Raw genomic sequence first — 22,314 nt, forward strand, 5'->3', positions numbered from 1 at the left:
TGAGCGTGTCACTGATCGCTTCCGACCAATTCCGCATCGTTGTCGGCCTCGGCAAGAGCGGCATGTCCCTGGTTCGCTTCCTGGCGAGCCGGGGCATTGCCTTTGCGGTCGCCGACACCCGCGAGCAACCGCCGGAACTGGACACCCTGCGCCGTGATTACCCGCAGGTGGAAGTGCGCTGTGGCGAGCTGGACGTGGACTTCCTCTGCCGCGCCAACGAACTGTACGTGAGCCCGGGCCTGGCGTTGTCCACCCCGGCGCTGCAGCAGGCCGCGGCGCGCGGTGTGGCCCTGTCGGGTGACATCGAGCTGTTCGCCCGCCATGCCAAGGCGCCGATCATCGCCATCAGCGGCTCCAACGCCAAAAGCACCGTCACCACCCTGGTCGGTGAAATGGCTGCCAAGGCGGGCAAGCGCGTGGCCGTGGGCGGCAACCTCGGTACGCCGGCCCTCGACTTGCTCGGGGATGAGGTGGAGCTGTATGTGCTGGAGCTGTCCAGCTTCCAGCTGGAAACCACTGACCAGCTCAATGCCGAAGTGGCCACCGTGCTGAACGTCAGCGAAGACCACATGGATCGCTACAGCGGCCTGCCGGCCTATCACCTGGCCAAGCACCGGATCTTCCGGGGCGCCCACCAGGTGGTGGTGAACCGCCAGGACGCCCTGAGCCGGCCATTGCCGGTGGAAGGCCGGCCGTGCTGGAGCTTTGGTCTGAACCCGCCCGACTTCAAGGCGTTTGGCCTGCGCGAGGTCGATGGCGAGAAGTACCTGGCCTTCGAATTCCAGAACCTGATGCCGGTTCGCGAACTGAAAGTGCGTGGCGCGCACAACCAGAGCAACGCCCTCGCGGCCCTGGCCCTCGGCCATGCGGCCGGCTTGCCGTTTGCGCCGATGCTCGAAGCCCTGCGTGAATTTGGCGGCCTGGCCCATCGTTGCCAGTGGGTTCGCGAGCGCAATGGCGTCAACTGGTACGACGATTCCAAGGCCACCAACGTGGGGGCCGCGCTGGCCGCCATCGAAGGCCTGGGCGCGGACATCACTGGCAAGCTGGTGCTGATTGCCGGCGGCGACGGCAAAGGTGCCGATTTCGCAGCGCTGCGTGCACCGGTGGCGCGCTTCTGCCGTGCAGTGGTGCTGCTGGGCCGTGATGCCGAGCGCCTGGCCGAAACACTGGGTGAAGGTGTGCAGCAGGTCCGGGTCAAGACCCTGGATGAGGCCGTCGAGCAGTGCGCCGCCTTGGCTCAGCCGGGCGATGCGGTGCTGTTGTCGCCAGCCTGCGCCAGCCTCGACATGTTCAAGAACTTTGAAGAGCGCGGGCGGCTGTTCGCCCAAGCGGCGGGAGGGCTGGCATGATCCTGGGCATCTTCAAGCCGTACCCGTCGCCGCTGATCAGCGGCCGTGGCATCGACCTCGACTTCGCGATGCTCGCCGGTTGCCTGGCATTGCTGGGCCTGGGCCTGGTGATGATCACCTCGGCCTCTTCGGAAGTGGCTGCGGTGCAGTCGGGCAACCCGCTTTACCACATGTTCCGCCACCTGGTGTACGTGGCCATCGGCCTGTTCGCCTGCGGCGCCACCATGCTGGTACCGATCGCCACCTGGCAGCGCATGGGCTTCATGATGCTGCTGGGTGCCTTCGGCTTGCTGGTGCTGGTGCTGGTGCCCGGCATCGGCCGCGAAGTGAACGGCTCCATGCGCTGGATCGGCTTCAGCTTCTTCAACGTCCAGCCTTCGGAAATTGCCAAGGTCTTCGTGGTCATCTACCTGGCCGGCTACCTGGTGCGCCGGCAGACCGAGGTGCGCGAGAGCTGGATGGGCTTCTTCAAACCGTTCATCGTGCTGCTGCCAATGGCCGGCCTGCTGCTGATGGAGCCAGACTTCGGCGCCACCGTGGTGATGATGGGCGCTGCGGCGGCCATGCTGTTCCTCGGCGGTGTGGGGTTGTTCCGCTTCAGCCTGATGGTGGTGCTGGCGGTGGTCGCGGTGTTTGTCCTGGTGCAGGCGCAGCCGTATCGAATGGCGCGCCTGATCACCTTTACCGACCCCTGGTCCGACCAGTTCGGTTCGGGCTACCAGCTGACCCAGGCGCTGATTGCCTTTGGCCGCGGTGAGTGGCTGGGCGTTGGCTTGGGCAACAGCGTGCAGAAGCAGTTCTACTTGCCCGAGGCGCACACCGACTTCGTGTTCTCGGTGCTGGCCGAAGAGCTCGGCGTGGTCGGCTCGCTGGTCACCATCGCGCTGTTCGTCTTCGTCACCGTGCGCGCTCTTTACATCGGCCTGTGGGCCGAAAAAGCCAAGCAGTTCTTTGCCGCCTACATGGCGTTCGGCCTGGCCTTCCTGTGGATCGGCCAGTTCCTGATCAACATCGGGGTGAACGTCGGCCTGCTGCCGACCAAGGGCCTGACCTTGCCGTTCCTCAGCTACGGGGGCAGCTCGCTGGTGATCTGCTGTGCCTGCGTGGGGTTGCTGCTGCGTATCGAGTGGGAGAGCCGCACGCACCTGGGCAGCGAGGAACACGAATTCAACGAAAGCGATTTTGCCGAGGAGACCAGTCATGGCCGCTGACGGCAAGAACGTACTGATCATGGCAGGCGGCACCGGGGGCCACGTGTTCCCGGCCCTGGCCTGCGCTCGCGAGTTCCAGGCACGCGGTTACAGCGTGCACTGGCTGGGCACGCCGAAAGGCATCGAGAACGAACTGGTGCCCCAGGCCGGTCTGCCGTTGCACCTGATCCAGGTCAGCGGCCTGCGCGGCAAGGGCAAGCTGTCGTTGCTCAAGGCGCCGTTCACCCTGGTCAAGGCCGTGCTGCAGGCACGGCGCATCATTCGTCAGCTCAAGCCGGTGTGTGTGCTGGGCTTCGGCGGCTATGTGACCGGGCCCGGCGGTGTGGCCGCGCGGCTGTGCGGTGTGCCGCTGGTGATCCACGAGCAGAACGCCCGTGCGGGTACCGCCAATCGGCTGCTGGTGCCACTCTCGGCGCGGGTCTGCGAAGCTTTCCCGGGCACGTTCCAGACCAATGACAAGCTGCGTACCACCGGCAATCCGGTACGCACAGAGTTGTTCATGGATGCACAACGTGCGCCCCTTTCCGAGCGCCGTGCTCGCCTGTTGGTAATGGGCGGCAGCCTGGGTGCGGAACCATTGAACAAATTGTTGCCTAAGGCCCTGTCCGAAGTGTCTGCGGCGCTGCGGCCAGAGGTGTTCCACCAGGCTGGCAAGCAACACGCGCCGATCACCGCCGAGCGTTATCACGAGGTCGGCGTCGAGGCTCAGGTAGAGCCTTTCATCACGGACATGGCCCAAGCCTATGGCTGGGCCGACATGGTGGTATGCCGGGCCGGTGCCCTGACCGTCAGCGAACTCGCGGCGGCGGGCCTGCCTTCGATGCTGGTGCCGTTGCCCCATGCGATCGACGACCACCAGACCTACAACGCCCAATATCTGGCTCGGGAGGGCGCGGCCTTCCTGATGCCACAAGCGACAACTGGCGCAGCGCAGCTCGCTGAACGCCTGAACGAGGTGCTGATGCAACCCGAGAAACTCAACACCATGGCTGGCACCGCACGGCGCCTGGCCAAACCTGCTGCAACCAGCACCGTGGTCGATATCTGCCTGGAGGTGGCCCATGGTTGAAAGCCAGAAAGCCATTCCCCAGCCGAAGATGGGCCGTATCCGCCGTATTCACTTCGTCGGTATCGGCGGCGTCGGTATGTGCGGCATCGCCGAAGTGCTGCTGAACCTGGGCTATGAAGTGTCCGGCTCCGACCTCAAGGCGTCGCCGGTCACCGAGCGCCTGGAGTCGTTTGGCGCCGAGATCTTCGTCGGCCACCGTGCCGAGAACGCAGTCGCCGCCGATGTGCTGGTAGTGTCCAGCGCGATCAACCCGGCCAACCCGGAAGTCGCCACCGCCCTCGAGCGGCGTATTCCGGTGGTGCCGCGTGCCGAGATGCTTGCCGAGCTGATGCGCTACCGCCACGGCGTGGCGGTCGCCGGTACCCACGGCAAGACCACCACCACCAGCCTGCTGGCCTCGGTGTTCGCCGCCGGTGGCCTGGACCCGACCTTCGTCATCGGTGGGCGCCTGACTGCGGCCGGTACCAACGCTCAACTGGGCACCAGCCGCTACCTGATCGCCGAAGCGGACGAGAGCGACGCCAGCTTCCTGCACCTGCAGCCGATGGTCGCCGTGGTCACCAACATCGACGCCGACCACATGGCGACCTACGAAGGCGACTTCAACAAACTGAAGAAAACCTTCGTCGAGTTCCTGCACAACCTGCCGTTCTACGGTTTGGCGGTGATGTGCCTGGACGACCCGGTGGTGCGCGAGATCCTGCCGCAGGTCAAACGCCCGACGGTCACCTACGGCTTCAGCGAAGAGGCGGATATCCGCGCCATCAACGTGCGCCAGCAGGGCATGCAGACGCATTTCACAGTCCTGCGCCGTGACTGCGAGCCGCTGGAGGTGTCGGTGAACATGCCCGGCAACCACAATGTGCTCAATGCCCTGGCAACCATTGCCATCGCCACGGACGAAGGCATCAGCGACGAGGCCATCGTCCAGGGGCTGTCCGGTTTCCAGGGTGTCGGCCGACGCTTCCAGGTCTACGGCGAGCTGCCGGTCGACGGTGGCAGCGTGATGCTGGTCGACGACTACGGCCACCACCCGACCGAAGTCGCCGCAGTCATCAAGGCCGTGCGCGGTGGCTGGCCGAGCCGTCGCCTGGTCATCGTCTACCAGCCGCACCGTTACAGCCGCACCCGCGACCTCTACGACGACTTCGTGCAGGTACTGGGCGACGCCAACGTGTTGCTGTTGATGGAGGTCTACCCGGCCGGCGAAGAACCGATCCCCGGGGCGGACAGCCGTCAGCTGTGCCACAGCATCCGTCAGCGCGGCAAGCTGGACCCGATCTACATCGAGCGTGGCGCCGAGCTCGCCCCGCTGGTGCAGCCACTGCTGCGCGCGGGCGACATCCTGCTTTGCCAGGGCGCCGGTGATGTCGGTGGCCTTGCCCCGCAATTGATGAAAAGCCCGCTGTTCGCTGGCGCCAAGCAGGAGAAGTCGAAATGACCAGCGCCTACGACACACTGCACTCGACCCTGGACGTCAAGGCGTTCGGCCGCGTCGCCGTGCTCTACGGCGGCAAGAGCGCCGAGCGTGAAGTCTCGCTCAAGTCCGGCGCCGCCGTGATCGAGGCCTTGACCAGCGCCGGTGTCGACGTGGTCGCCATCGATGTGGGCGACGACCTGCTCGACCGCCTGCAACGCGAGAAGATCGACCGCGCGTTCATCATCCTCCACGGCCGTGGCGGTGAGGACGGCAGCATGCAGGGCCTGCTCGAGTGCCTGGGCATCCCTTACACCGGCAGCGGTATCCTCGCTTCGGCCCTGGCCATGGACAAGCTGCGCACCAAGCAGGTGTGGCAGAGCCTGGGTATTCCGACCCCGCGCCACGCGGTTTTGGCCAGCGAAAGCGATTGTGTGGTGGCCAGTACGGAACTGGGCTTCCCGCTTATCGTCAAACCTGCCCATGAGGGCTCTAGCATCGGCATGGCCAAGGTGAACAGCGAGCAGGAATTGATCGCCGCCTGGCAGGACGCCGCCAAATACGATTCCCAGGTTCTGGTCGAGCAGTGGATCCACGGCCCGGAGTTCACCATTGCGGTGCTGCGTGGCCAGGTGCTGCCGCCGATCGCCCTGGGTACGCCGCACGTGTTCTACGACTACGACGCCAAGTACATCGCCAACGACACCCAGTACCGCATTCCGTGCGGCCTGGACAGCGTCAAGGAACAGGAACTGATCGACCTGACCGCGCGCGCCTGCGATGCCATCGGCATCGAAGGCTGGGGGCGGTTGGACGTGATGCAGGACGAGCAGGGCCGGTTCTGGCTGCTCGAAGTCAACACCGCACCCGGCATGACTGATCATAGCCTGGTGCCCATGGCGGCCCGCGCGGCCGGCCTGGACTTCCAGCAACTGGTGCTGGCGATCCTGGCTGCCAGCGTCGAGACGCGAGGTTAACAGCCATGCAAGGCGCGATGTTACGTCATCAGCAACCCGCCACCGGCCGTAGCAAGCCGGTGCCGCGCGGTGCCAGCCGAATGGTGGCCAACGAGCCCATGTCGGCGCGCCTGCCCAAGGCCAACTTCAGTGGACTCAAGCGCCTGCTCTGGCCGGTGCTGCTGGTCGCGGCAGGCTTCGGCGCCTATGAAGGCGCCATTCGCCTGATGCCTTATGCCGACCGGCCGATCACCCGGATCGCCGTGCAGGGCGACCTCAGCTACATCAGCCAGCAGGCGGTGCAGCAGCGGATCGCCCCGTTCATGGCGGCGAGCTTCTTCAGCGTCGACCTGCCGGCGATGCGTGCGGAGCTCGAGCAGATGCCGTGGATCGCCCATGCCGAGGTCCGGCGCGTGTGGCCGGACGAGGTGGTGATCCGCCTGGAAGAACAGCTGCCAGTGGCGCGCTGGGGTGACGAGGCCTTGCTCAACAACCAGGGCCAGGCCTTCACCCCGCGCGAACTGGCCAACTATGAGCACCTGCCGCAGCTGTTCGGGCCGCAGCGTGCTCAGCAGCAAGTCATGCAGCAGTATCAGGTTTTGAGCCAGATGCTGCGCCCCATGGGCTTTTCCATCGCTCGCCTGGAGCTTCGCGAGCGCGGCAGCTGGTTCCTGACTACCGGTGCGGGCAGCACCGGCCCAGGCATCGAACTGCTACTGGGGCGCGACCATCTGGTGGAGAAGATGCGCCGTTTCATTGCCATTTACGACAAGACGCTTAAAGAGCAGATCACCAACATCGCCCGCATCGATCTGCGATACGCCAACGGACTTGCCGTTGGTTGGCGGGAACCGATTGCACCGACGACGGCCCAACCCGCCGTTGCGAAGAATTAGAGAGAGGCAGGACCATGGCAAACGCGCATAGCGGCAAAATGATCGTCGGGCTGGACATTGGCACCTCCAAGGTGGTGGCGCTGGTGGGCGAAGTGGGCGAAGACGGCACCCTGGAGATTGTCGGGATCGGCACCCATCCGTCCCGCGGCCTGAAAAAAGGCGTGGTGGTGAACATCGAGTCGACCGTGCAGTCGATCCAGCGCGCGGTGGAAGAAGCGCAGCTGATGGCCGGCTGCCGTATCCACTCGGCGTTCGTCGGCGTAGCAGGCAACCACATTCGCAGCCTGAACTCCCACGGCATTGTCGCCATCCGCGACCGTGAGGTCAGTGTTGCCGACCTCGAGCGCGTGCTCGACGCTGCCCAGGCCGTGGCCATTCCAGCTGACCAGCGCGTACTGCACACCCTGCCGCAGGACTACGTCATCGACAACCAGGAAGGCGTGCGCGAGCCACTGGGCATGTCCGGCGTGCGCCTGGAAGCCAAGGTCCACGTGGTCACCTGTGCGGTCAACGCGGCGCAGAACATCGAGAAGTGTGTGCGCCGTTGCGGCCTGGAAATCGACGACATCATCCTCGAGCAACTGGCGTCGGCCTACTCGGTACTGACCGACGACGAAAAAGAGCTCGGCGTGTGCCTGGTGGACATCGGCGGTGGCACCACCGATATCGCCATCTTCACCGAAGGTGCGATCCGTCACACCGCAGTCATCCCGATTGCCGGCGACCAGGTCACTAACGACATCGCCATGGCCCTGCGTACACCGACCCAGTACGCCGAGGAAATCAAGATCCGCTACGCCTGCGCCCTGGCCAAGCTTGCCGGCGCCGGCGAAACCATCAAGGTGCCGAGCGTGGGTGACCGGCCACCGCGCGAGCTGTCGCGCCAGGCCCTGGCCGAGGTGGTGGAGCCGCGTTACGACGAGCTCTTCACCCTGATCCAGGCCGAACTGCGCCGCAGCGGCTACGAGGATTTGGTGCCGGCCGGCATCGTCCTCACCGGCGGCACCGCGAAAATGGAAGGCGCCGTGGAACTGGCCGAAGAAATCTTCCACATGCCGGTACGCCTGGGCGTACCGCATAGCGTTCGGGGGCTGAGCGACGTGGTACGCAACCCGATCTATTCCACCGGCGTGGGCCTGCTCACCTACGGCCTGCTCAAGCAGTCCGAGGACTTGATCCTGACCGGTAACAGCAACAGCAGCAGCAACAGCTATGGCGATGAACCGAAGGCTCCAGTGCTTGAGCGATTCAAGCGCTGGGTCCAGGGCAATTTCTAAGTTTCAAAGCAGTAGTGGTAGGCGCGACAACTAGAGAACTGTAAGGAGAGGGAAAATGTTCGAGCTCGTAGACAACGTCCCGCAAAGTCCGGTCATCAAGGTGATCGGCGTAGGTGGTGGTGGTGGCAACGCCGTCAACCACATGGTCAAGAGCAGCATCGAAGGCGTGGAATTCATCTGCGCCAACACCGATGCCCAGGCGCTGAAAAGCATTGGCGCGCGCACCATCCTGCAATTGGGCACTGGCGTGACCAAAGGCCTGGGTGCGGGTGCCAATCCGGAAGTCGGCCGTCAGGCCGCGCTGGAAGACCGTGAGCGCATTGCCGAGGTGCTGCAGGGCACCAACATGGTGTTCATCACCACCGGCATGGGTGGCGGTACCGGTACCGGTGCAGCCCCGATCATCGCCGAAGTGGCGAAGGAAATGGGCATCCTCACCGTTGCCGTGGTGACCCGTCCGTTCCCGTTCGAAGGCCGCAAACGTATGCAGATCGCCGATGAAGGCATCCGCATGCTGGCCGAGAGCGTCGACTCGCTGATCACCATCCCCAACGAGAAGCTGCTGACCATCCTGGGCAAGGATGCCAGCCTGCTGTCCGCCTTCGCCAAGGCTGACGACGTACTGGCCGGTGCCGTGCGCGGTATTTCCGACATCATCAAGCGCCCTGGCATGATCAACGTCGACTTCGCCGACGTGCGCACCGTGATGGGCGAGATGGGCATGGCCATGATGGGTACTGGCTGCGCCAGCGGCCCGAACCGTGCGCGTGAAGCGACCGAGGCGGCGATCCGCAACCCGTTGCTGGAAGACGTCAACCTGCAGGGCGCCCGTGGCATCCTGGTGAACATCACCGCCGGCCCTGACCTGTCGCTGGGTGAGTACTCCGACGTGGGTAGCATCATCGAAGCCTTCGCCTCCGACCACGCGATGGTCAAGGTTGGCACCGTGATCGATCCGGACATGCGCGATGAGCTGCACGTGACCGTGGTCGCCACTGGCCTGGGCGCGCGCATCGAGAAGCCGGTCAAGGTAGTGGACAACACCCTGCAGACCGCTCAGCAGGCGTACGAAGCGTCCAACCCGGCACCGGTTCGCCAGGAGCAGCCTGCGGTCAACTACCGTGACCTGGAGCGCCCGACTGTCATGCGCAACCAGGCCCATGCAGGTGCCGCTGCGGCAGCTAAACTGAACCCTCAGGATGACCTGGACTACCTCGATATCCCGGCTTTCCTGCGTCGTCAGGCTGATTAATGGAATTTATCAGGGGTATAAAGGTGATTGGTATTCAGCAAAGGTTGGGTCTGTTATCATCCTCAGCCTTTGTTGATACCTGTTCGCAATTTGCGCTGAAGCGGCCAATGCCATGATTAAACAACGCACCCTGAAGAATACCATCCGTGCCACAGGTGTCGGCCTGCACTCCGGGGAGAAGGTATACCTGACCCTGAAGCCTGCACCTGTTGACACCGGCATCGTCTTCCGCCGCGCCGATCTCGACCCTGTGGTCGAAATCCCGGCGCGCGCGGCCAACGTCGGCGAGACAACCATGTCGACGACGCTGGTCAACGGTGACGTCAAGGTCGATACGGTCGAGCACCTGCTCTCCGCCATGGCGGGCCTGGGCATCGATAACGCCTACGTCGAGCTCTCCGCCTCGGAAGTGCCGATCATGGATGGCAGCGCCGGACCCTTTGTATTCCTGATTCAGTCTGCCGGCCTGGAAGAACAGGACGCACCCAAACAGTTCATCCGCATCCTGCGCGAAGTGACAGTGGAGGAGGGCGACAAGCGCGCCACCTTCCTGCCTTTCGAAGGGTTCAAGGTGAGCTTCGAGATCGACTTCGATCACCCGGTCGTCAGCGGCCGGACCCAGAGCGCCAGTGTGGATTTCTCCAGCACGTCGTTCGTGAAAGAAGTCAGCCGTGCCCGCACCTTCGGTTTCATGCGGGACATCGAGTACCTGCGCAAGCATAACCTTGCGTTGGGCGGCAGTGTCGAAAACGCCATCGTGGTAGATGAGACTGGCGTGCTGAACGAAGACGGCCTTCGTTATGAAGACGAATTCGTCAAGCACAAGATTCTCGACGCCATTGGCGACCTCTACCTGCTGGGCAACAGCCTGATTGGCGAGTTCAAGGGCTACAAGTCCGGGCACGCGCTGAACAACCAGCTGCTGCGCAAGCTCATTGCTGAAACCGATGCCTGGGAAGTGGTCACTTTCGAAGATGCCAGCACGGCACCGATCTCGTACATGCGTCCTGTTGCGGCCGTGTAAGTTCGAACACTCTCTAGTTCATTAAGGCCACCTTCGGGTGGCCTTTTTTATACCTGCTTTACAGGCGCTGCAGCGTGAAAAAGTCGAGGAAAGAGTAATCGCTGTACGTTAGTTCGATACGGGAAACCGCTTGGCTTTCGTTCTCCGCTTGGTATTCAACCCATTGATCGCGCCCTGCGCTTGCATAAATTGTTCTGCTGTCCAGCGTGGCGCCCGACTGGTCCAGGTACTGGACCGTTGCGTCTTTTTGAAGCCAGGTCCAGGCGAAACGGATTGAGGTGAACTCTCCTGGCAGATCAATGCTTAGGTTCTGGCGCATGTCTTTGCCGATGCTCAAGCCCAGCGCTTGTTTTTCGCGCATGCCAGGTTCGTCGGAATTGTATCTGTAGATGCCCGCCGGCCCTGAACTGTTGGGCTGCAATGTGACGAGCATGGTCTTGAGTGCCAACTGCCCGCCGGGTTGAATCAATTGTTGCGGCAGGTCGTTGAAGTCTTCCTCGAACCGGGAGGGGTAGATGCGAATGTCATCGATGGCCAGGTTGCCCCTGGCATGCGAAGGGTCGCCAATTCGCTCCCTTACTTCAAGCTTCAGCGTCTCGACGGCTTGGGACGCCTTGAAACGCCAGTGCAGCGTAATCCACTCGGAAGTAGTGACTTCGATGGGGGCAGCGATCTGCTCATCACCCAGTTTCCAGGTGAGCACAGGCACAGCCTGGTTTGCCCATTGCTGCCGTGTGCGCAGGGAGAGGCAATATTCACGGTCGGGTTCCAGCCCTTGCAGTTCTTTGAATAGAACGGGGCCGTGTGGAAAAGAAATAGCGGGGGCAAAGGCTACGAAGTGGTTGCCATCTTCTTCTTGGTAAATACCGAGGGTGGCGCCGTTGGAGTCCGCTTTCCAGTCACCCCAGGGGTCGGTTGAGGGTGACTCGAACGTGGCAAGGTGAAAATAGTCTGCATTCATGCTGGTCTCTCCTGGGGGGTGATCAGGCGAGCGTATTGCACCCCGTGGAGACGGCAAACTGGCAAAAATATCAGGTGCGCGAAGGTGCTTTGCTAGGTCCATGCGACGCCAGGCGCTCTAGCGCGGCGCGCAGCTTGGGGTCGGTAATCCCCTCGGCGGTATCGCGAAGGCTTTCGGCGGCATTGCTCGACAGCTCGGTGGCATGCCCGCCACGCTTGGTGGGCACCAGCGGCGGTTGCACCTTGTACAGGATGCGCCGCAGGTTGCCGAACGCTTCCATGGCTTGCAACTCCCGCATCAGGCGTTTCTGCTGATAGCGCAGGCGGGTGGCCCAATGGCCGTCCGTCACCACCAGCAACAAGGTACCGTCACGCCAGGAGGCAACGTGGCAATGCTCGCGGGCGGCCGGCTGCAGCTGGCTTTCCAGCAGGCGCTGCAGGTGTTCCAGGCGTTCGGCCTGGTTCAACAGCAGGCGCAGCGGACGGACCTGGCGCAACAGTGCCGAGGGAAGCTGGGCGGGGGAGGGTTTATAGGCCATGCGGGTACGTATGAAGTTACAAGATCGGCAGTCTAACAGATGCGGGGTTATCGATTGCCTGCGCTGGCCGCTTCGCCGATAAACACCGGATACGAGCTATTCTCGATACGTTTCATCTTTCTCAGCCTTGAACTCAGGGAAAATGCCCCTATCTAAGAAACGCCCCTGCCAAAACGCTGTACCAGCATCGTGGAAATCCACCACTTTCCTCACCATCGTTTCCGGGTAGAATGCTCGTTCGCATGCGGCCTTAGGGCTGCACGGGCGACTCATGGGGCCGCCCTCCATCCCTACGTGTGGAAGATCCTGCCGATATGTTTGCGCCTTTGTTAAAGAAACTTTTTGGAAGCAAGAATGAGCGTGAAGTCAAACGCATGCTCAAGACGGTGACTATCGTCAATGCCTTCGAAGAGAAGATGGTGGCCCTCTCCGATGAGCAACTGCGGGGCAAGACCGCAGAGTTCAAGGAACGCTTGGCCAAAGGCGAGACACTGGACCAACTGCTGCCCGAAGCCTTCGCCGTGGCCCGTGAGGCCGGCAAGCGTGTGATGGGCATGCGCCACTTCGACGTGCAGCTGATCGGCGGCATGACCCTGCACGAGGGCATGATCGCAGAAATGCGCACCGGTGAAGGCAAGACCTTGGTCGGTACCTTGGCCGTCTACCTCAACGCATTGTCCGGCAAGGGCGTGCACGTGGTGACCGTCAACGACTACCTGGCCCGCCGTGACGCCAACTGGATGCGCCCCTTGTACGAGTTCCTCGGTCTGTCCGTGGGCATCGTCTCGGCTTTCCAGCCGCCGGAAGAAAAGCGCGCTGCCTACGCCTCCGACATCACCTACGGCACCAACAACGAATTCGGTTTCGACTACCTGCGCGACAACATGGCGTTCAGCCAGGAAGAGAAGTTCCAGCGTGAACTCAACTTCTCGGTCATCGATGAAGTCGACTCGATCCTCATCGACGAAGCCCGTACCCCGCTGATCATTTCCGGGCAGGCCGAAGACAGCTCCAAGCTGTACATCGAGATCAACCGTCTGATCCCGCGTCTGACCCAGCACATCGAGGAAGTCGAGGGCCAGGTCACCCAGGAAGGCCACTTCTCCATCGACGAGAAGAGCCGCCAGGTCGAGCTCAACGAAGCGGGTCACCAGTTCATCGAAGAGATGCTCACCCAGGCCGGCCTGCTGGCCGAGGGCGAGAGCCTCTACTCGGCACACAACCTGGGCCTGCTGACCCACGTCTACGCTGGCCTGCGCGCGCACAAGTTGTTCCACCGCAACGTCGAATACATCGTCCAGGACGGCCAGGTCCTGCTGATCGACGAGCACACCGGCCGTACCATGCCCGGTCGTCGTCTGTCCGAAGGCCTGCACCAGGCCATCGAAGCGAAAGAGAACCTGAACATTCAGGCCGAGAGCCAGACCCTGGCTTCGACCACCTTCCAGAACTACTTCCGCCTTTACACCAAGCTGTCCGGCATGACCGGTACCGCCGACACCGAAGCGTTCGAGTTCCAGTCGATCTACGGCCTCAACGTGATGGTGATCCCGCCGAACAAGCCGCTGGCGCGCAAGGACTTCAACGACCTGGTGTACCTGACCGCCGACGAGAAATACGCCGCGATCATCGCCGACATCAAAGAAAGCATGACCCTGGGTCGCCCGGTGCTGGTGGGTACCGCGACCATCGAAACTTCCGAGCACATGTCGAACCTGCTGCTCAAGGAAGGTATCGAGCACAAGGTACTGAACGCCAAGTACCACGAGAAGGAAGCCGAGATCATCGCCCAGGCGGGTGCTCCGGGCGCGTTGACCATCGCCACCAACATGGCTGGCCGTGGTACCGACATCCTGCTGGGCGGTAACTGGGAAGCCGAAGTGGCCGCCCTGGACAGCCCGACCGCCGAACAGATCGCGCAGATCAAGGCCGACTGGCAGAAGCGCCACCAGCAGGTGATCGAGTCGGGTGGCCTGCATGTGATCGCCTCCGAGCGTCACGAGTCGCGCCGTATCGACAACCAGCTGCGTGGCCGTTCCGGCCGTCAGGGTGACCCGGGTTCCAGCCGCTTCTACCTGTCGCTCGAAGACAGCCTGATGCGCATCTTCGCCTCCGATCGGGTGAAGAACTTCATGAAGGCACTGGGCATGCAGTCCGGCGAGGCGATCGAGCACCGCATGGTCACCAACGCCATCGAGAAAGCCCAGCGCAAGGTCGAAGGCCGCAACTTCGACATCCGCAAGCAGCTGCTCGAATACGACGACGTGGCCAACGAGCAGCGCAAGGTGATCTACCACATGCGCAACAGCTTGCTGGCGGCCGAGAACATTGGCGATACCATCGCCGAATTCCGCAAGGAAGTGCTGGACGCTACCATCAGCCAACACATCCCGCCGCAATCGCTGCCCGAGCAGTGGGACGTGGCCGGCCTGGAAGCCTCGCTGGCGAGCGATTTCGCCATGAAGCTGCCGATCCAGCAATGGCTCGACGAGGACGATCACCTCTACGAAGAGACCCTGCGCGAGAAGCTGCTGAGCGAGATCACCAGCGCCTACACCGAGAAGGAAGACCAGGCCGGCATCGACGCCCTGCGTACCTTCGAGAAGCAGATTCTGCTGCGTGTGCTGGACGACCTGTGGAAAGACCACCTGTCGACCATGGACCACCTGCGCCACGGCATTCACCTGCGCGGTTATGCGCAGAAGAACCCGAAGCAGGAGTACAAGCGCGAGTCGTTCACGCTGTTCCAGGAGCTGCTCGAGTCGATCAAGCGTGACACCATCCGCGTGCTGTCGCACGTTCAGGTGCGCCGCGAAGACCCGATCGAAGAAGAAGCCCGCCTGCGCCGCGAGGCAGAAGAACTGGCCAGCCGCATGCAGTTCCAGCATGCCCCTGCGCCAGGCCTTGAAAGCGAGCAGCTGAGTGAAGAGGGCGCCGAAGTGGCTGTGGCCACGGCTCCGGTGCGCAACGACCAGAAGCTGGGTCGCAACGAGCCATGCTGGTGCGGTTCGGGCAAGAAGTTCAAGCATTGCCATGGGCAGATCGAGTGATCTGATCTGACTCTTGTAAAAGCCTGGGGCCGCTTTGCGGCCCTTTCGCGACACAAGGCCGCTCCTACAGGTACCGCGCTCGTCTACGGATTGGCGCGGCCTCTGTAGGAGCGGCCTTGTGTCGCGATGGGGCGCAAAGCGCCCCCGTTTTTCGACATTAACCGTTTTATCTAGGAGCGCTCTAATGGCTGTTGGTCTTGGTCCTTTGCCCACCCTGCACCCGGTTCCGGGTTTTGAACTCGGCATCGCTTCTGCCGGCATCAAGCGCCCTGGGCGCAAGGATGTGGTGGTCATGCGCTGTGCCGAAGGCTCCAGCGTCGCTGGCGTGTTCACCCTCAACGCCTTTTGCGCCGCTCCGGTTATCCTCTCCAAGCAGCGCGTTCAGGGCACTGTGCGTTACCTGCTGACCAACACCGGCAACGCCAACGCCGGTACCGGTGCACCTGGCCTGGCCGCTGCCGAGCGCACCTGCGCCAAGCTCGCCGAGCTGACCGGCGTGCCGGCCGAGTCGGTACTGCCATTTTCCACCGGTGTGATCGGCGAGCCGCTGCCAGTCGAGAAGATCGAAGGCGCCCTGCAGGCCGCCCTGGACGACCTGTCGGAAAACAACTGGGCTGAAGCCGCCACCGGCATCATGACCACCGACACCCTGCCCAAGGGTGCCAGCCGCCAGTTCCAGCACGATGGCGTGACCGTCACCGTTACCGGCATCAGCAAAGGCGCCGGCATGATCCGCCCGAACATGGCCACCATGCTCGGCTACATCGCCACCGACGCCAAGGTCGCACCCCAAGTGCTCAAGGACCTGATGCTCGATGGCGCCAACAAGTCGTTCAACCGCATCACCATCGATGGCGACACCTCGACCAACGACTGCTGCATGCTGATCGCCACCGGCAAGGCCAACCTGCCGGAAGTCACCGAAGCCAGCGGTGCGCTGTTCGAAGCCCTGAAAAAGGCCGTATTCGAAGTGTGCATGGACGTGGCCCAGGCCATCGTCCGTGACGGCGAAGGCGCCACCAAGTTCGTCACCGTGCAGGTCAACGGCGGGGGTAACCATCAGGAATGCCTGGACGTCGGTTACGCCGTGGCTCACTCGCCGCTGATCAAGACCGCGCTGTTCGCCTCCGACCCCAACTGGGGCCGCATCCTGGCGGCCGTTGGCCGTGCCGGCGTGCCGGCGCTGGATGTCAGCCTGATCGACGTCTACCTGGACAACGTCTGCATCGCCAGCCAGGGCGGCCGTAGCCCTAGCTATACCGAGGCACAGGGTTCGGCGGTAATGGCCCAGGAAGAGATCACCATCCGCATCGAGCTGGGCCGCGGTGCGTGTAGCGAAACCATCTGGACCACCGACCTGTCCCACGAGTACGTGAAGATCAACGCCGAATACCGCACCTGATGCATGTGGGGCCGCATGCGGCCCCATAACCCCAGACAAATGGAGCCGAACCATGAGCTACCACCTGATCATCGGCGACAAGTTGCATTCCTCCTGGTCGCTACGCGGCGCCCTGGCCCTTGAGCTGGCTGGCGTTGCCTACGAAGAAACCCTGATCAAACTCAACCAGCCCGACACCCGCCAACGCCTGCTCGCTTACTCGGCCACCGGCAAGGTGCCATTGCTCAAGACCGAGCACGGTGTGATCGCCGACTCGCTGGCTATCGCCGAATACCTCAACGAACGCCACCCAGAGGCCCAGCTGTGGCCTGCCGATGTCGCTGCCCGTGCTCAGGCCCGTTCGGCCTGCGCGCAGATGCACAGTGGCTTCTTCGCCCTGCGCGGGGCGATGCCGTTCGACCTGGCCCGTGATGAAGCCCTGGAGAACGTGCCGCTGGACGTGCAGGTCGATATCGACCGTATCGTCGCGCTGTGGTCCGAGTGCCGCTTGGTTGCCAAAGACAGTGGGCCGTTCCTGTTCGGCAAGCCGACCTTGGCCGACGCCTACTTCGCCCCGGTGGCTGTGCGCTTGCGCACCTACCGCGTTGAGGTGCCTGCAGAGGCGGCAACGTACATCGAGACCATTTACCAGTGGCCGGCCTTCAAGGCTTGGCAACAGGCTGGCCTGGCGGAGCGCGCAGGGTGAAACGTATTCATGTAGTGGCCGCAGTGATCCGCGGCGCCGATGGCCGCATTCTTATCGCGCGACGAGCTGATACCCAGCACCAGGGCGGCCTTTGGGAATTCCCGGGCGGCAAGGTGGAAGAGGGCGAGAGCGTCGAAGCGGCGCTGGCCCGCGAGCTTCGTGAGGAGCTGGGTATCGAAGTGACCCGTTCACGGGCGCTGATCAAGGTCAGCCACGATTACCCGGACAAGCAGGTGTTGCTGGATGTTCGCGAGGTCGAGGCATTCACCGGCGAGCCCCATGGTGCCGAGGGCCAGCCGTTGGCCTGGGTAACACCCCGCGAACTGCCGCAGTACGACTTCCCCGAGGCCAACAAGCCGATTGTCGCCGCCGCGCGCCTGCCGGACCAGTATCTGATCACCCCCGATGGCCTTGAAGTGCCTGAGATGCTCAAGGGCATCCAGAAGGCGGTCGCCAGCGGCATACGCCTGATTCAGTTGCGCGCGCCGGACATGTACGACCCCAAGTACCGCGACGTGGCGGTGGATGCGGTTGGCTTGTGTGGCGGCAAGGCCCAACTGATGCTCAAGGGGCCGCTGGAGTGGCTGGGCGATTTCCCGTCTGCGGGTTGGCACCTGACGGCCGCACAGCTGCGCAAGTATGCGGCCAAGGGGCGGCCATTCCCTGAGCACCGTTGGTTGGCGGCGTCCTGCCACAGTGCAGAAGAGCTGGCGCTGGCGGAACAGATGGGGGTCGACTTCGTCACCCTGTCACCGGTGCAGGCGACGCAGACGCACCCTGAGGCCGTGCCGCTGGGCTGGGATGAGGCGCAACGGTTGATTGCGGGCTTCAGCCGGCCGGTGTTCTTGCTGGGTGGTGTCGGGCCGGGTGAGCGTGAGCGCGCTTGGGAATTCGGCGCGCAAGGCGTTGCCGGGATTCGGGCGTTCTGGCCTGAGATTTGAGTCGCCAGTACTGGAGCCGCTTTGCGGCCCATTCGCGGGGCAAGCCCGCTCCCACACGAGGATCGCGCAGTACCTGTGGGAGTGGGCTTGCCCTGCCCTGGCGCTCTCAGCCTTGAGGCTTTTCTGCGGGTTGCCACAGCACCTCGGCAACCCCCTGCCGGCGGCCAATGATCCGCGCTGCCACGAACAATAGATCCGACAGCCGATTGATATACGCCAACCCCACCCCCTCCAGTGGTTCCACTGCGTTCAACTGCTGGCAGCGGCGCTCTGCGCTGCGCGCCAGGCAACGGCACACATGCGCCTGCGCCACCAATGCCGAGCCACTGGGCAGGATGAAGTTCTTCAGCGGCCCCAGCTCCTCGTTCCATACATCGATTGCCGCTTCCAGCCGCTGCACTTCGGCCAGGTTCAAGGCTTGGTAACTGGGCATCGCCAGTTCGCCACCGAGGTCGAACAAGCGGTGCTGACAAGGCGCCAGTACTTCGCTGACCTCAGCCAGCCCTTGCTCATGTAGCCCTGCCAGCAGCAGCCCCAGCTGGCTGTTGAGGCTGTCCACCTCGCCAATCGCTTCAATGCGTGGGTGGTCCTTGGGCACCCGACGGCCGTCGCCCAGGCCGGTTTCGCCCTGGTCGCCAGTGCGGGTGTAGATCTTCGACAGGCGGTAGCCCATGTCATGCCTCCGTGGTGTTCGGTGCCGTCGCTGCCGGCTGGCCGAGGGGCAGGCGCAGGGTGAAGCACGTGCCCTGGCCGGGCGTGGACTGCACCTCCATCTGCCCCTTGTGGTTGTTGGTGATGATGAAATACGAGACCGAAAGGCCCAGGCCGGTGCCCTGGCCGATCTCCTTGGTGGTGAAAAACGGCTCGAAGGTGCGCTTGCGCACGGCTTCGGGCATGCCCACGCCGTTGTCCTCGACTTGGATTTCGGCCCAGGGCGGGTTGAGCCGGGTGCGCAGGGTGATGCGCCCAGGCTCGCTGGGTTGCGGGCGCAGGTGAATGGCCTGGGCAGCGTTTTTCAGCAGGTTGAGCAGCACCTGTTCCAGCTCGTTGGCGGTGCACGGCACCGGCCCGAGGTGTGGGTCGAACTGGCGCACGATGGCCTGGCCCTTGAAGTCGAAACCGATGGCCAGGTCGAAGTCGTTGCTGGCGATCTCCAAGGCCTGGTCGATCAGTGCCGGCAGGTCGCAAGGTGCCAGCTGGCGATTGCTGCGGCGGCTGAAACTGAGCATGTGGGTGACGATCTTGGCGGCCCGCGCACCGGCCTGCTGAATCCCGTCGAGCAGCTGCGGTACTTCGCGGCTGTCCAGGTAGCGGTTGACGGTGGGCAGGTCGATGCCCAGCTCTTCGGCCTGCTCCTGGTTGCGCGGTAACTCCGGTGACAGGCGCCGACGGATATTCTGCACATTATGCAAAATGGCCCCCAGCGGGTTGTTGATCTCGTGGGCCATGCCGGCGGCCAAGCCACCTACCGAGAGCATTTTCTCTGACTGCACCATCATCTCTTCCAGGGACAGGCGCTGGGTGATGTCGTCGATCCGGATCACCACCCCGCGGCCGCCACCGCCCATCAGTGGATAGAAGGTCAGGGCGTAGTGGCGCAGTTCATCGCCCTTGGGCCAGGTGACGCGCTCGATTTTCGCCACCCGGTGTTTTTCCACGGTTTCCTTGAGCTGCGGCAAGAACGGCTTGAGCGGCTCGAAGGCGATGAAGATCGGCTGGTTCAGGGCCTCGTCCAGCGGCGTCCCGGAGAGCACGGTGGCCTCGTGGTTCCACTGGGTGACGTAGAGCTGCTCGTCGAGGGCGATCAGGGCCGAGGGCATGGAGTCGATGATGCTGTTGAGGTAATTCTGAAAGCCTGTGAGCTTTTTCTCGATCTTGCTGCGCACCTGGACTTCCAGCTCCAGCTTGCGGTTGGTGTGACGCGTTTCTTCGGCCAGGCCCTGGGCTTGGTCATAGGCGGTCTGGAATTCATCGCGGGTGCGCTTGAGCTGCTGCTCGCGGGCTTCGATGCGCGAGAGCATGGTATTGAACGCCTCGGCCAGGCTGCCGATTTCGTCGTCGTTGCCGCGCCGGGCACGCAGGGCGTAGCTCTCTTCGCGGGTGACCTGGCGGCTGAGTTCTTCGAGCTGGTTGATCGGCTGGGTGATCAAGCGCTTGATTTGCCGGGCCACGACGATCCACAGCAGGATACTGAACACCAGGATGCCCAGGCTGGCGCTGAGCGTGCCGGTGTAGAAGGCGGTGGGCAGTTCGCTGCTGGCCACCAGTAGCAGGTGTGCGGGTGGGTTGGCGTCGCGCGGGATACGTATCAGCTGCGTGCTGCGAAACTCCATCAGGCGCCAGCCGTCGATGTCGCGAAAGCGCCTGGGCAGTGCCAACGGTTCGCCGTGCTGGAGTTGTGCCAGCATGCGGCCATCGCCGCCGTACACCGCCGCCGCGCGTAATGGCGTGTAGCTGTCCAGCTCTTTGAGCAGGGCGCTGGCGGTTTCCGGGGTGTCGCCTGCCCGGGTCGCCAGCTGTGGGTTGGACACCAGCCGGCCGATGGTCTGCAGGGCCTGCGGCGCCATGCTTTCCTGGGTGATCCAGTAGGCGGCGCTGATGAAGGTCAGATTGGCCACCAGCAGAATGGTCACCAACAGCACCAGCAGGGCCGCCAGCAGCTTTTGCCCGACCGGGAGGTTTTCCAGGCGTTGGCGCAGGGTCATGGGCAAGGCAATGTCCGTCTCCGGTTGAAAGGGCCAGCGTCAGGCGCTGGGTAAGCCACGTGCCTGCAGGTTATCGACCAGGCGCCGGTGCAGGCGTTCCAGCTGCGGTAGCTGCAGGCCATGGCGATCGGCAGCGCGGCAGGCGTGGCCGAGCAGGTAATGGACCTCGGTTCGCCGCCCGGCTCGCACGTCCTGATACATGGAAGAGTAGTTGGCGGCGGTGGCGAGGATCACCCGTTGCACTTCTTCGTCCAGGTCCTCGGCAGCCTGGGGTTGGCCACAGCGACGCAGCAGTTCGGCCAGCTCGTCGCACAGGGCAGTCACTTCGCCCAGGTGCTCCAGCAGGCCGCCGTTGCGGCACTCGTGCAGCACCGTCAGCGGGTTGATCGCGCAATTGAGCGCCAGCTTGCGCCACAGGCGGGTGAGGATATCCACGGTCCATTCGGCCGGGATGCCGGCGTCGTGCAGGTCATCGAACCATTCCGGGAGCGCCGGCGTCAGCGGGTCACCCAGCCAGTTGAAGCCATGGCCGGCGAAGCGCACTTGCCAGTCGTCCTCGCGAAAAGCCCCTTCGGTACTGGAGGCGAAGATGCAACGGGCATGGGGGACCTGGTCGGCGACTTCGTCCTGGCTGCCGAGGCCGTTCTGCAGCAGCACCAGCTCGGCGCCGTCGGCCAGCCTGGGGGCCAGGCGCGCGATGGCCGGTGCGGCGTCATACGCCTTGCAGGCCACCAGCAGCCGGTGGATCGGGCCGTCGCCCTCGGCGGTTTCGGCGGGGATCGCGTAGTGGTTGGCGGTGTCCTGTTCGTGCAACGTCAGGCCGCCTACCTGCTGATAGGCCTGCAGTCGTTGCGCGTCGCGCAGGATCAAGCGTACCGCCTTGCCCGCGCGCGCCAGGCGGCAAGCCCAGAGGCTGCCCAGGCTACCCGCGCCGAGAATATGCCAGGTGCTGCTCATATGCGTTTCGCAACCCGTTATAATGAGTCCGCATTTTAACCGTCTAACTCAGCGTGCTCCATCTTCAGGCCGAGCGCGCTTTTATTTTTGGAGAAAAACCATGCCTTCGTTCGACGTGGTATCGGAACTGGACAAGCACGAAGTGCAGAACGCTGTAGACAACGCCGTCAAGGAACTCGACCGCCGTTATGACCTCAAGGGCAAGGGCAACTTCGAGTTCAAGGACAAGGACCAGACCGTGCTGCTGACCGCCGAAGCCGAATTCCAGCTCGAGGCGATGATCGAGATCCTGCGCGGTGCGCTGGTCAAGCGCAAGATCGACGTCAAATGCCTGGAAACCAAGGACGCCTACCCGTCCGGCAAGGAAATGAAACAGGAAGCCAAATTCCGCGAGGGCATCGACAAGGAGCTGGCGAAGAAGATCGTCGCTCACATCAAGGATGCCAAGCTCAAGGTTCAGGCCGCCATCCAGGGTGAGCAGGTGCGTGTCACCGGCAAGAAGCGTGACGACCTGCAAGAGGCGATCGCCGCCCTGCGCGCCAAGGAATTCGACATGCCGCTGCAGTTCAACAACTTCCGCGATTGATCGGGGCGTTGCCAGGAACCTCGATGGCGCAATGA

19 protein-coding genes are annotated in these 22,314 nt (G+C 63.4%); 14 read left to right on the forward strand and 5 right to left on the reverse strand.

Annotation, left to right across the window (positions count from 1 at the left end):
- Positions 1 to 5: 5 nt before the first annotated feature.
- From murD to lpxC, 9 genes are all read left to right on the forward strand, one after another.
- Positions 6 to 1,352 (forward strand): UDP-N-acetylmuramoyl-L-alanine--D-glutamate ligase, encoded by a 1,347-nt coding sequence (gene murD, locus CKW22_RS12655; protein ID WP_033703003.1) that lies wholly within the window; start codon positions 6 to 8, stop codon positions 1,350 to 1,352.
- The gene (gene ftsW / locus CKW22_RS12660) at positions 1,349 to 2,563 is read left to right on the forward strand and encodes a putative lipid II flippase FtsW (protein ID WP_033702835.1); all 1,215 of its coding nucleotides are present in this window, start codon (positions 1,349 to 1,351) and stop codon (positions 2,561 to 2,563) included. Before murD ends, ftsW begins: the two co-directional genes overlap by 4 nt.
- Positions 2,553 to 3,632 carry an undecaprenyldiphospho-muramoylpentapeptide beta-N-acetylglucosaminyltransferase gene (murG, locus tag CKW22_RS12665; protein WP_095064198.1) on the forward strand — a complete coding sequence of 360 codons (1,080 nt, stop codon included), beginning with the start codon at positions 2,553 to 2,555 and terminating at the stop codon, positions 3,630 to 3,632. The genes ftsW and murG overlap by 11 nt, the downstream gene beginning before the upstream one ends.
- Positions 3,625 to 5,073, forward strand: coding sequence for a UDP-N-acetylmuramate--L-alanine ligase (gene murC, locus CKW22_RS12670; RefSeq protein WP_033702833.1), 1,449 nt, complete (start codon positions 3,625 to 3,627; stop codon positions 5,071 to 5,073). Before murG ends, murC begins: the two co-directional genes overlap by 8 nt.
- Positions 5,070 to 6,026, forward strand: coding sequence for a D-alanine--D-alanine ligase (locus tag CKW22_RS12675; protein WP_047582683.1), 957 nt, complete (start codon positions 5,070 to 5,072; stop codon positions 6,024 to 6,026). The genes murC and CKW22_RS12675 overlap by 4 nt, the downstream gene beginning before the upstream one ends.
- Before the next feature lie 5 nt (positions 6,027 to 6,031).
- On the forward strand, positions 6,032 to 6,901 hold the full coding sequence (locus tag CKW22_RS12680; protein WP_033702831.1) for a cell division protein FtsQ/DivIB: 870 nt from the start codon (positions 6,032 to 6,034) through the stop codon (positions 6,899 to 6,901).
- Between the two features lie 14 nt (positions 6,902 to 6,915).
- A complete protein-coding gene (ftsA, locus tag CKW22_RS12685) occupies positions 6,916 to 8,178 on the forward strand; it encodes a cell division protein FtsA (protein WP_033702830.1) in 1,263 nt (420 codons plus the stop codon).
- A 55-nt stretch (positions 8,179 to 8,233) separates the two neighbouring features.
- Positions 8,234 to 9,430, forward strand: a complete 1,197-nt coding sequence (gene ftsZ, locus CKW22_RS12690; RefSeq protein ID WP_016488958.1) for a cell division protein FtsZ — start codon at positions 8,234 to 8,236, stop codon at positions 9,428 to 9,430.
- 112 nt (positions 9,431 to 9,542) lie between these two features.
- Positions 9,543 to 10,454 (forward strand): UDP-3-O-acyl-N-acetylglucosamine deacetylase, encoded by a 912-nt coding sequence (gene lpxC / locus CKW22_RS12695; protein WP_033702829.1) that lies wholly within the window; start codon positions 9,543 to 9,545, stop codon positions 10,452 to 10,454.
- 58 nt (positions 10,455 to 10,512) lie between these two features.
- On the opposite strand, the gene CKW22_RS12700 is transcribed toward lpxC, so the two are convergent.
- Together CKW22_RS12700 and CKW22_RS12705 are read right to left on the reverse strand one after the other, a co-directional pair.
- Positions 10,513 to 11,415 carry a hypothetical protein gene (locus CKW22_RS12700; RefSeq protein ID WP_033702828.1) on the reverse strand — a complete coding sequence of 301 codons (903 nt, stop codon included), beginning with the start codon at positions 11,413 to 11,415 and terminating at the stop codon, positions 10,513 to 10,515.
- A gap of 70 nt (positions 11,416 to 11,485) precedes the next feature.
- Complete coding sequence (locus CKW22_RS12705) at positions 11,486 to 11,953, reverse strand: DUF721 domain-containing protein (protein ID WP_033702827.1); 468 nt, start codon at positions 11,951 to 11,953, stop codon at positions 11,486 to 11,488.
- A 314-nt stretch (positions 11,954 to 12,267) separates the two neighbouring features.
- Here CKW22_RS12705 and secA point away from each other — a divergent pair, with 314 nt between their 5' ends.
- The 4 genes from secA (at position 12,268) to CKW22_RS12730 (ending at position 18,031) form a co-directional block, all read left to right on the forward strand.
- Positions 12,268 to 15,003, forward strand: coding sequence for a preprotein translocase subunit SecA (gene secA, locus CKW22_RS12715; protein ID WP_033702825.1), 2,736 nt, complete (start codon positions 12,268 to 12,270; stop codon positions 15,001 to 15,003).
- Positions 15,004 to 15,187: 184 nt separating this feature from the next.
- Complete coding sequence (argJ, locus tag CKW22_RS12720; RefSeq protein ID WP_033702824.1) at positions 15,188 to 16,405, forward strand: bifunctional glutamate N-acetyltransferase/amino-acid acetyltransferase ArgJ; 1,218 nt, start codon at positions 15,188 to 15,190, stop codon at positions 16,403 to 16,405.
- A gap of 52 nt (positions 16,406 to 16,457) precedes the next feature.
- Positions 16,458 to 17,090 (forward strand): glutathione S-transferase family protein, encoded by a 633-nt coding sequence (locus CKW22_RS12725; RefSeq protein ID WP_033702823.1) that lies wholly within the window; start codon positions 16,458 to 16,460, stop codon positions 17,088 to 17,090.
- Positions 17,087 to 18,031 (forward strand): Nudix family hydrolase, encoded by a 945-nt coding sequence (locus CKW22_RS12730; RefSeq protein ID WP_033702822.1) that lies wholly within the window; start codon positions 17,087 to 17,089, stop codon positions 18,029 to 18,031. The genes CKW22_RS12725 and CKW22_RS12730 overlap by 4 nt, the downstream gene beginning before the upstream one ends.
- Before the next feature lie 106 nt (positions 18,032 to 18,137).
- Here the strand turns inward: CKW22_RS12730 and CKW22_RS12735 are convergent, their stop codons facing one another.
- The 3 genes from CKW22_RS12735 to CKW22_RS12745 are packed head-to-tail and all read right to left on the reverse strand — an operon-like array spanning position 18,138 to position 21,693.
- Entirely contained in the window at positions 18,138 to 18,704 is a 567-nt protein-coding gene (locus CKW22_RS12735) for a cob(I)yrinic acid a,c-diamide adenosyltransferase (RefSeq protein WP_095064199.1), read from the reverse strand.
- A 1-nt stretch (position 18,705) separates the two neighbouring features.
- Positions 18,706 to 20,736: an ATP-binding protein gene (locus tag CKW22_RS12740; protein ID WP_033702820.1), complete on the reverse strand. Its 2,031-nt coding sequence runs from the start codon at positions 20,734 to 20,736 to the stop codon at positions 18,706 to 18,708.
- 39 nt (positions 20,737 to 20,775) lie between these two features.
- Entirely contained in the window at positions 20,776 to 21,693 is a 918-nt protein-coding gene (locus tag CKW22_RS12745; protein ID WP_033702819.1) for a putative 2-dehydropantoate 2-reductase, read from the reverse strand.
- A 100-nt stretch (positions 21,694 to 21,793) separates the two neighbouring features.
- Between CKW22_RS12745 and CKW22_RS12750 the strand changes: the two genes are divergently transcribed.
- Positions 21,794 to 22,279: a YajQ family cyclic di-GMP-binding protein gene (locus tag CKW22_RS12750; RefSeq protein WP_033702818.1), complete on the forward strand. Its 486-nt coding sequence runs from the start codon at positions 21,794 to 21,796 to the stop codon at positions 22,277 to 22,279.
- Positions 22,280 to 22,314 lie beyond the last annotated feature (35 nt).

It is taken from the genome of Pseudomonas sp. Irchel s3f19, assembly GCF_900187555.1.
Taxonomy (GTDB): domain Bacteria; phylum Pseudomonadota; class Gammaproteobacteria; order Pseudomonadales; family Pseudomonadaceae; genus Aquipseudomonas; species Aquipseudomonas capeferrum.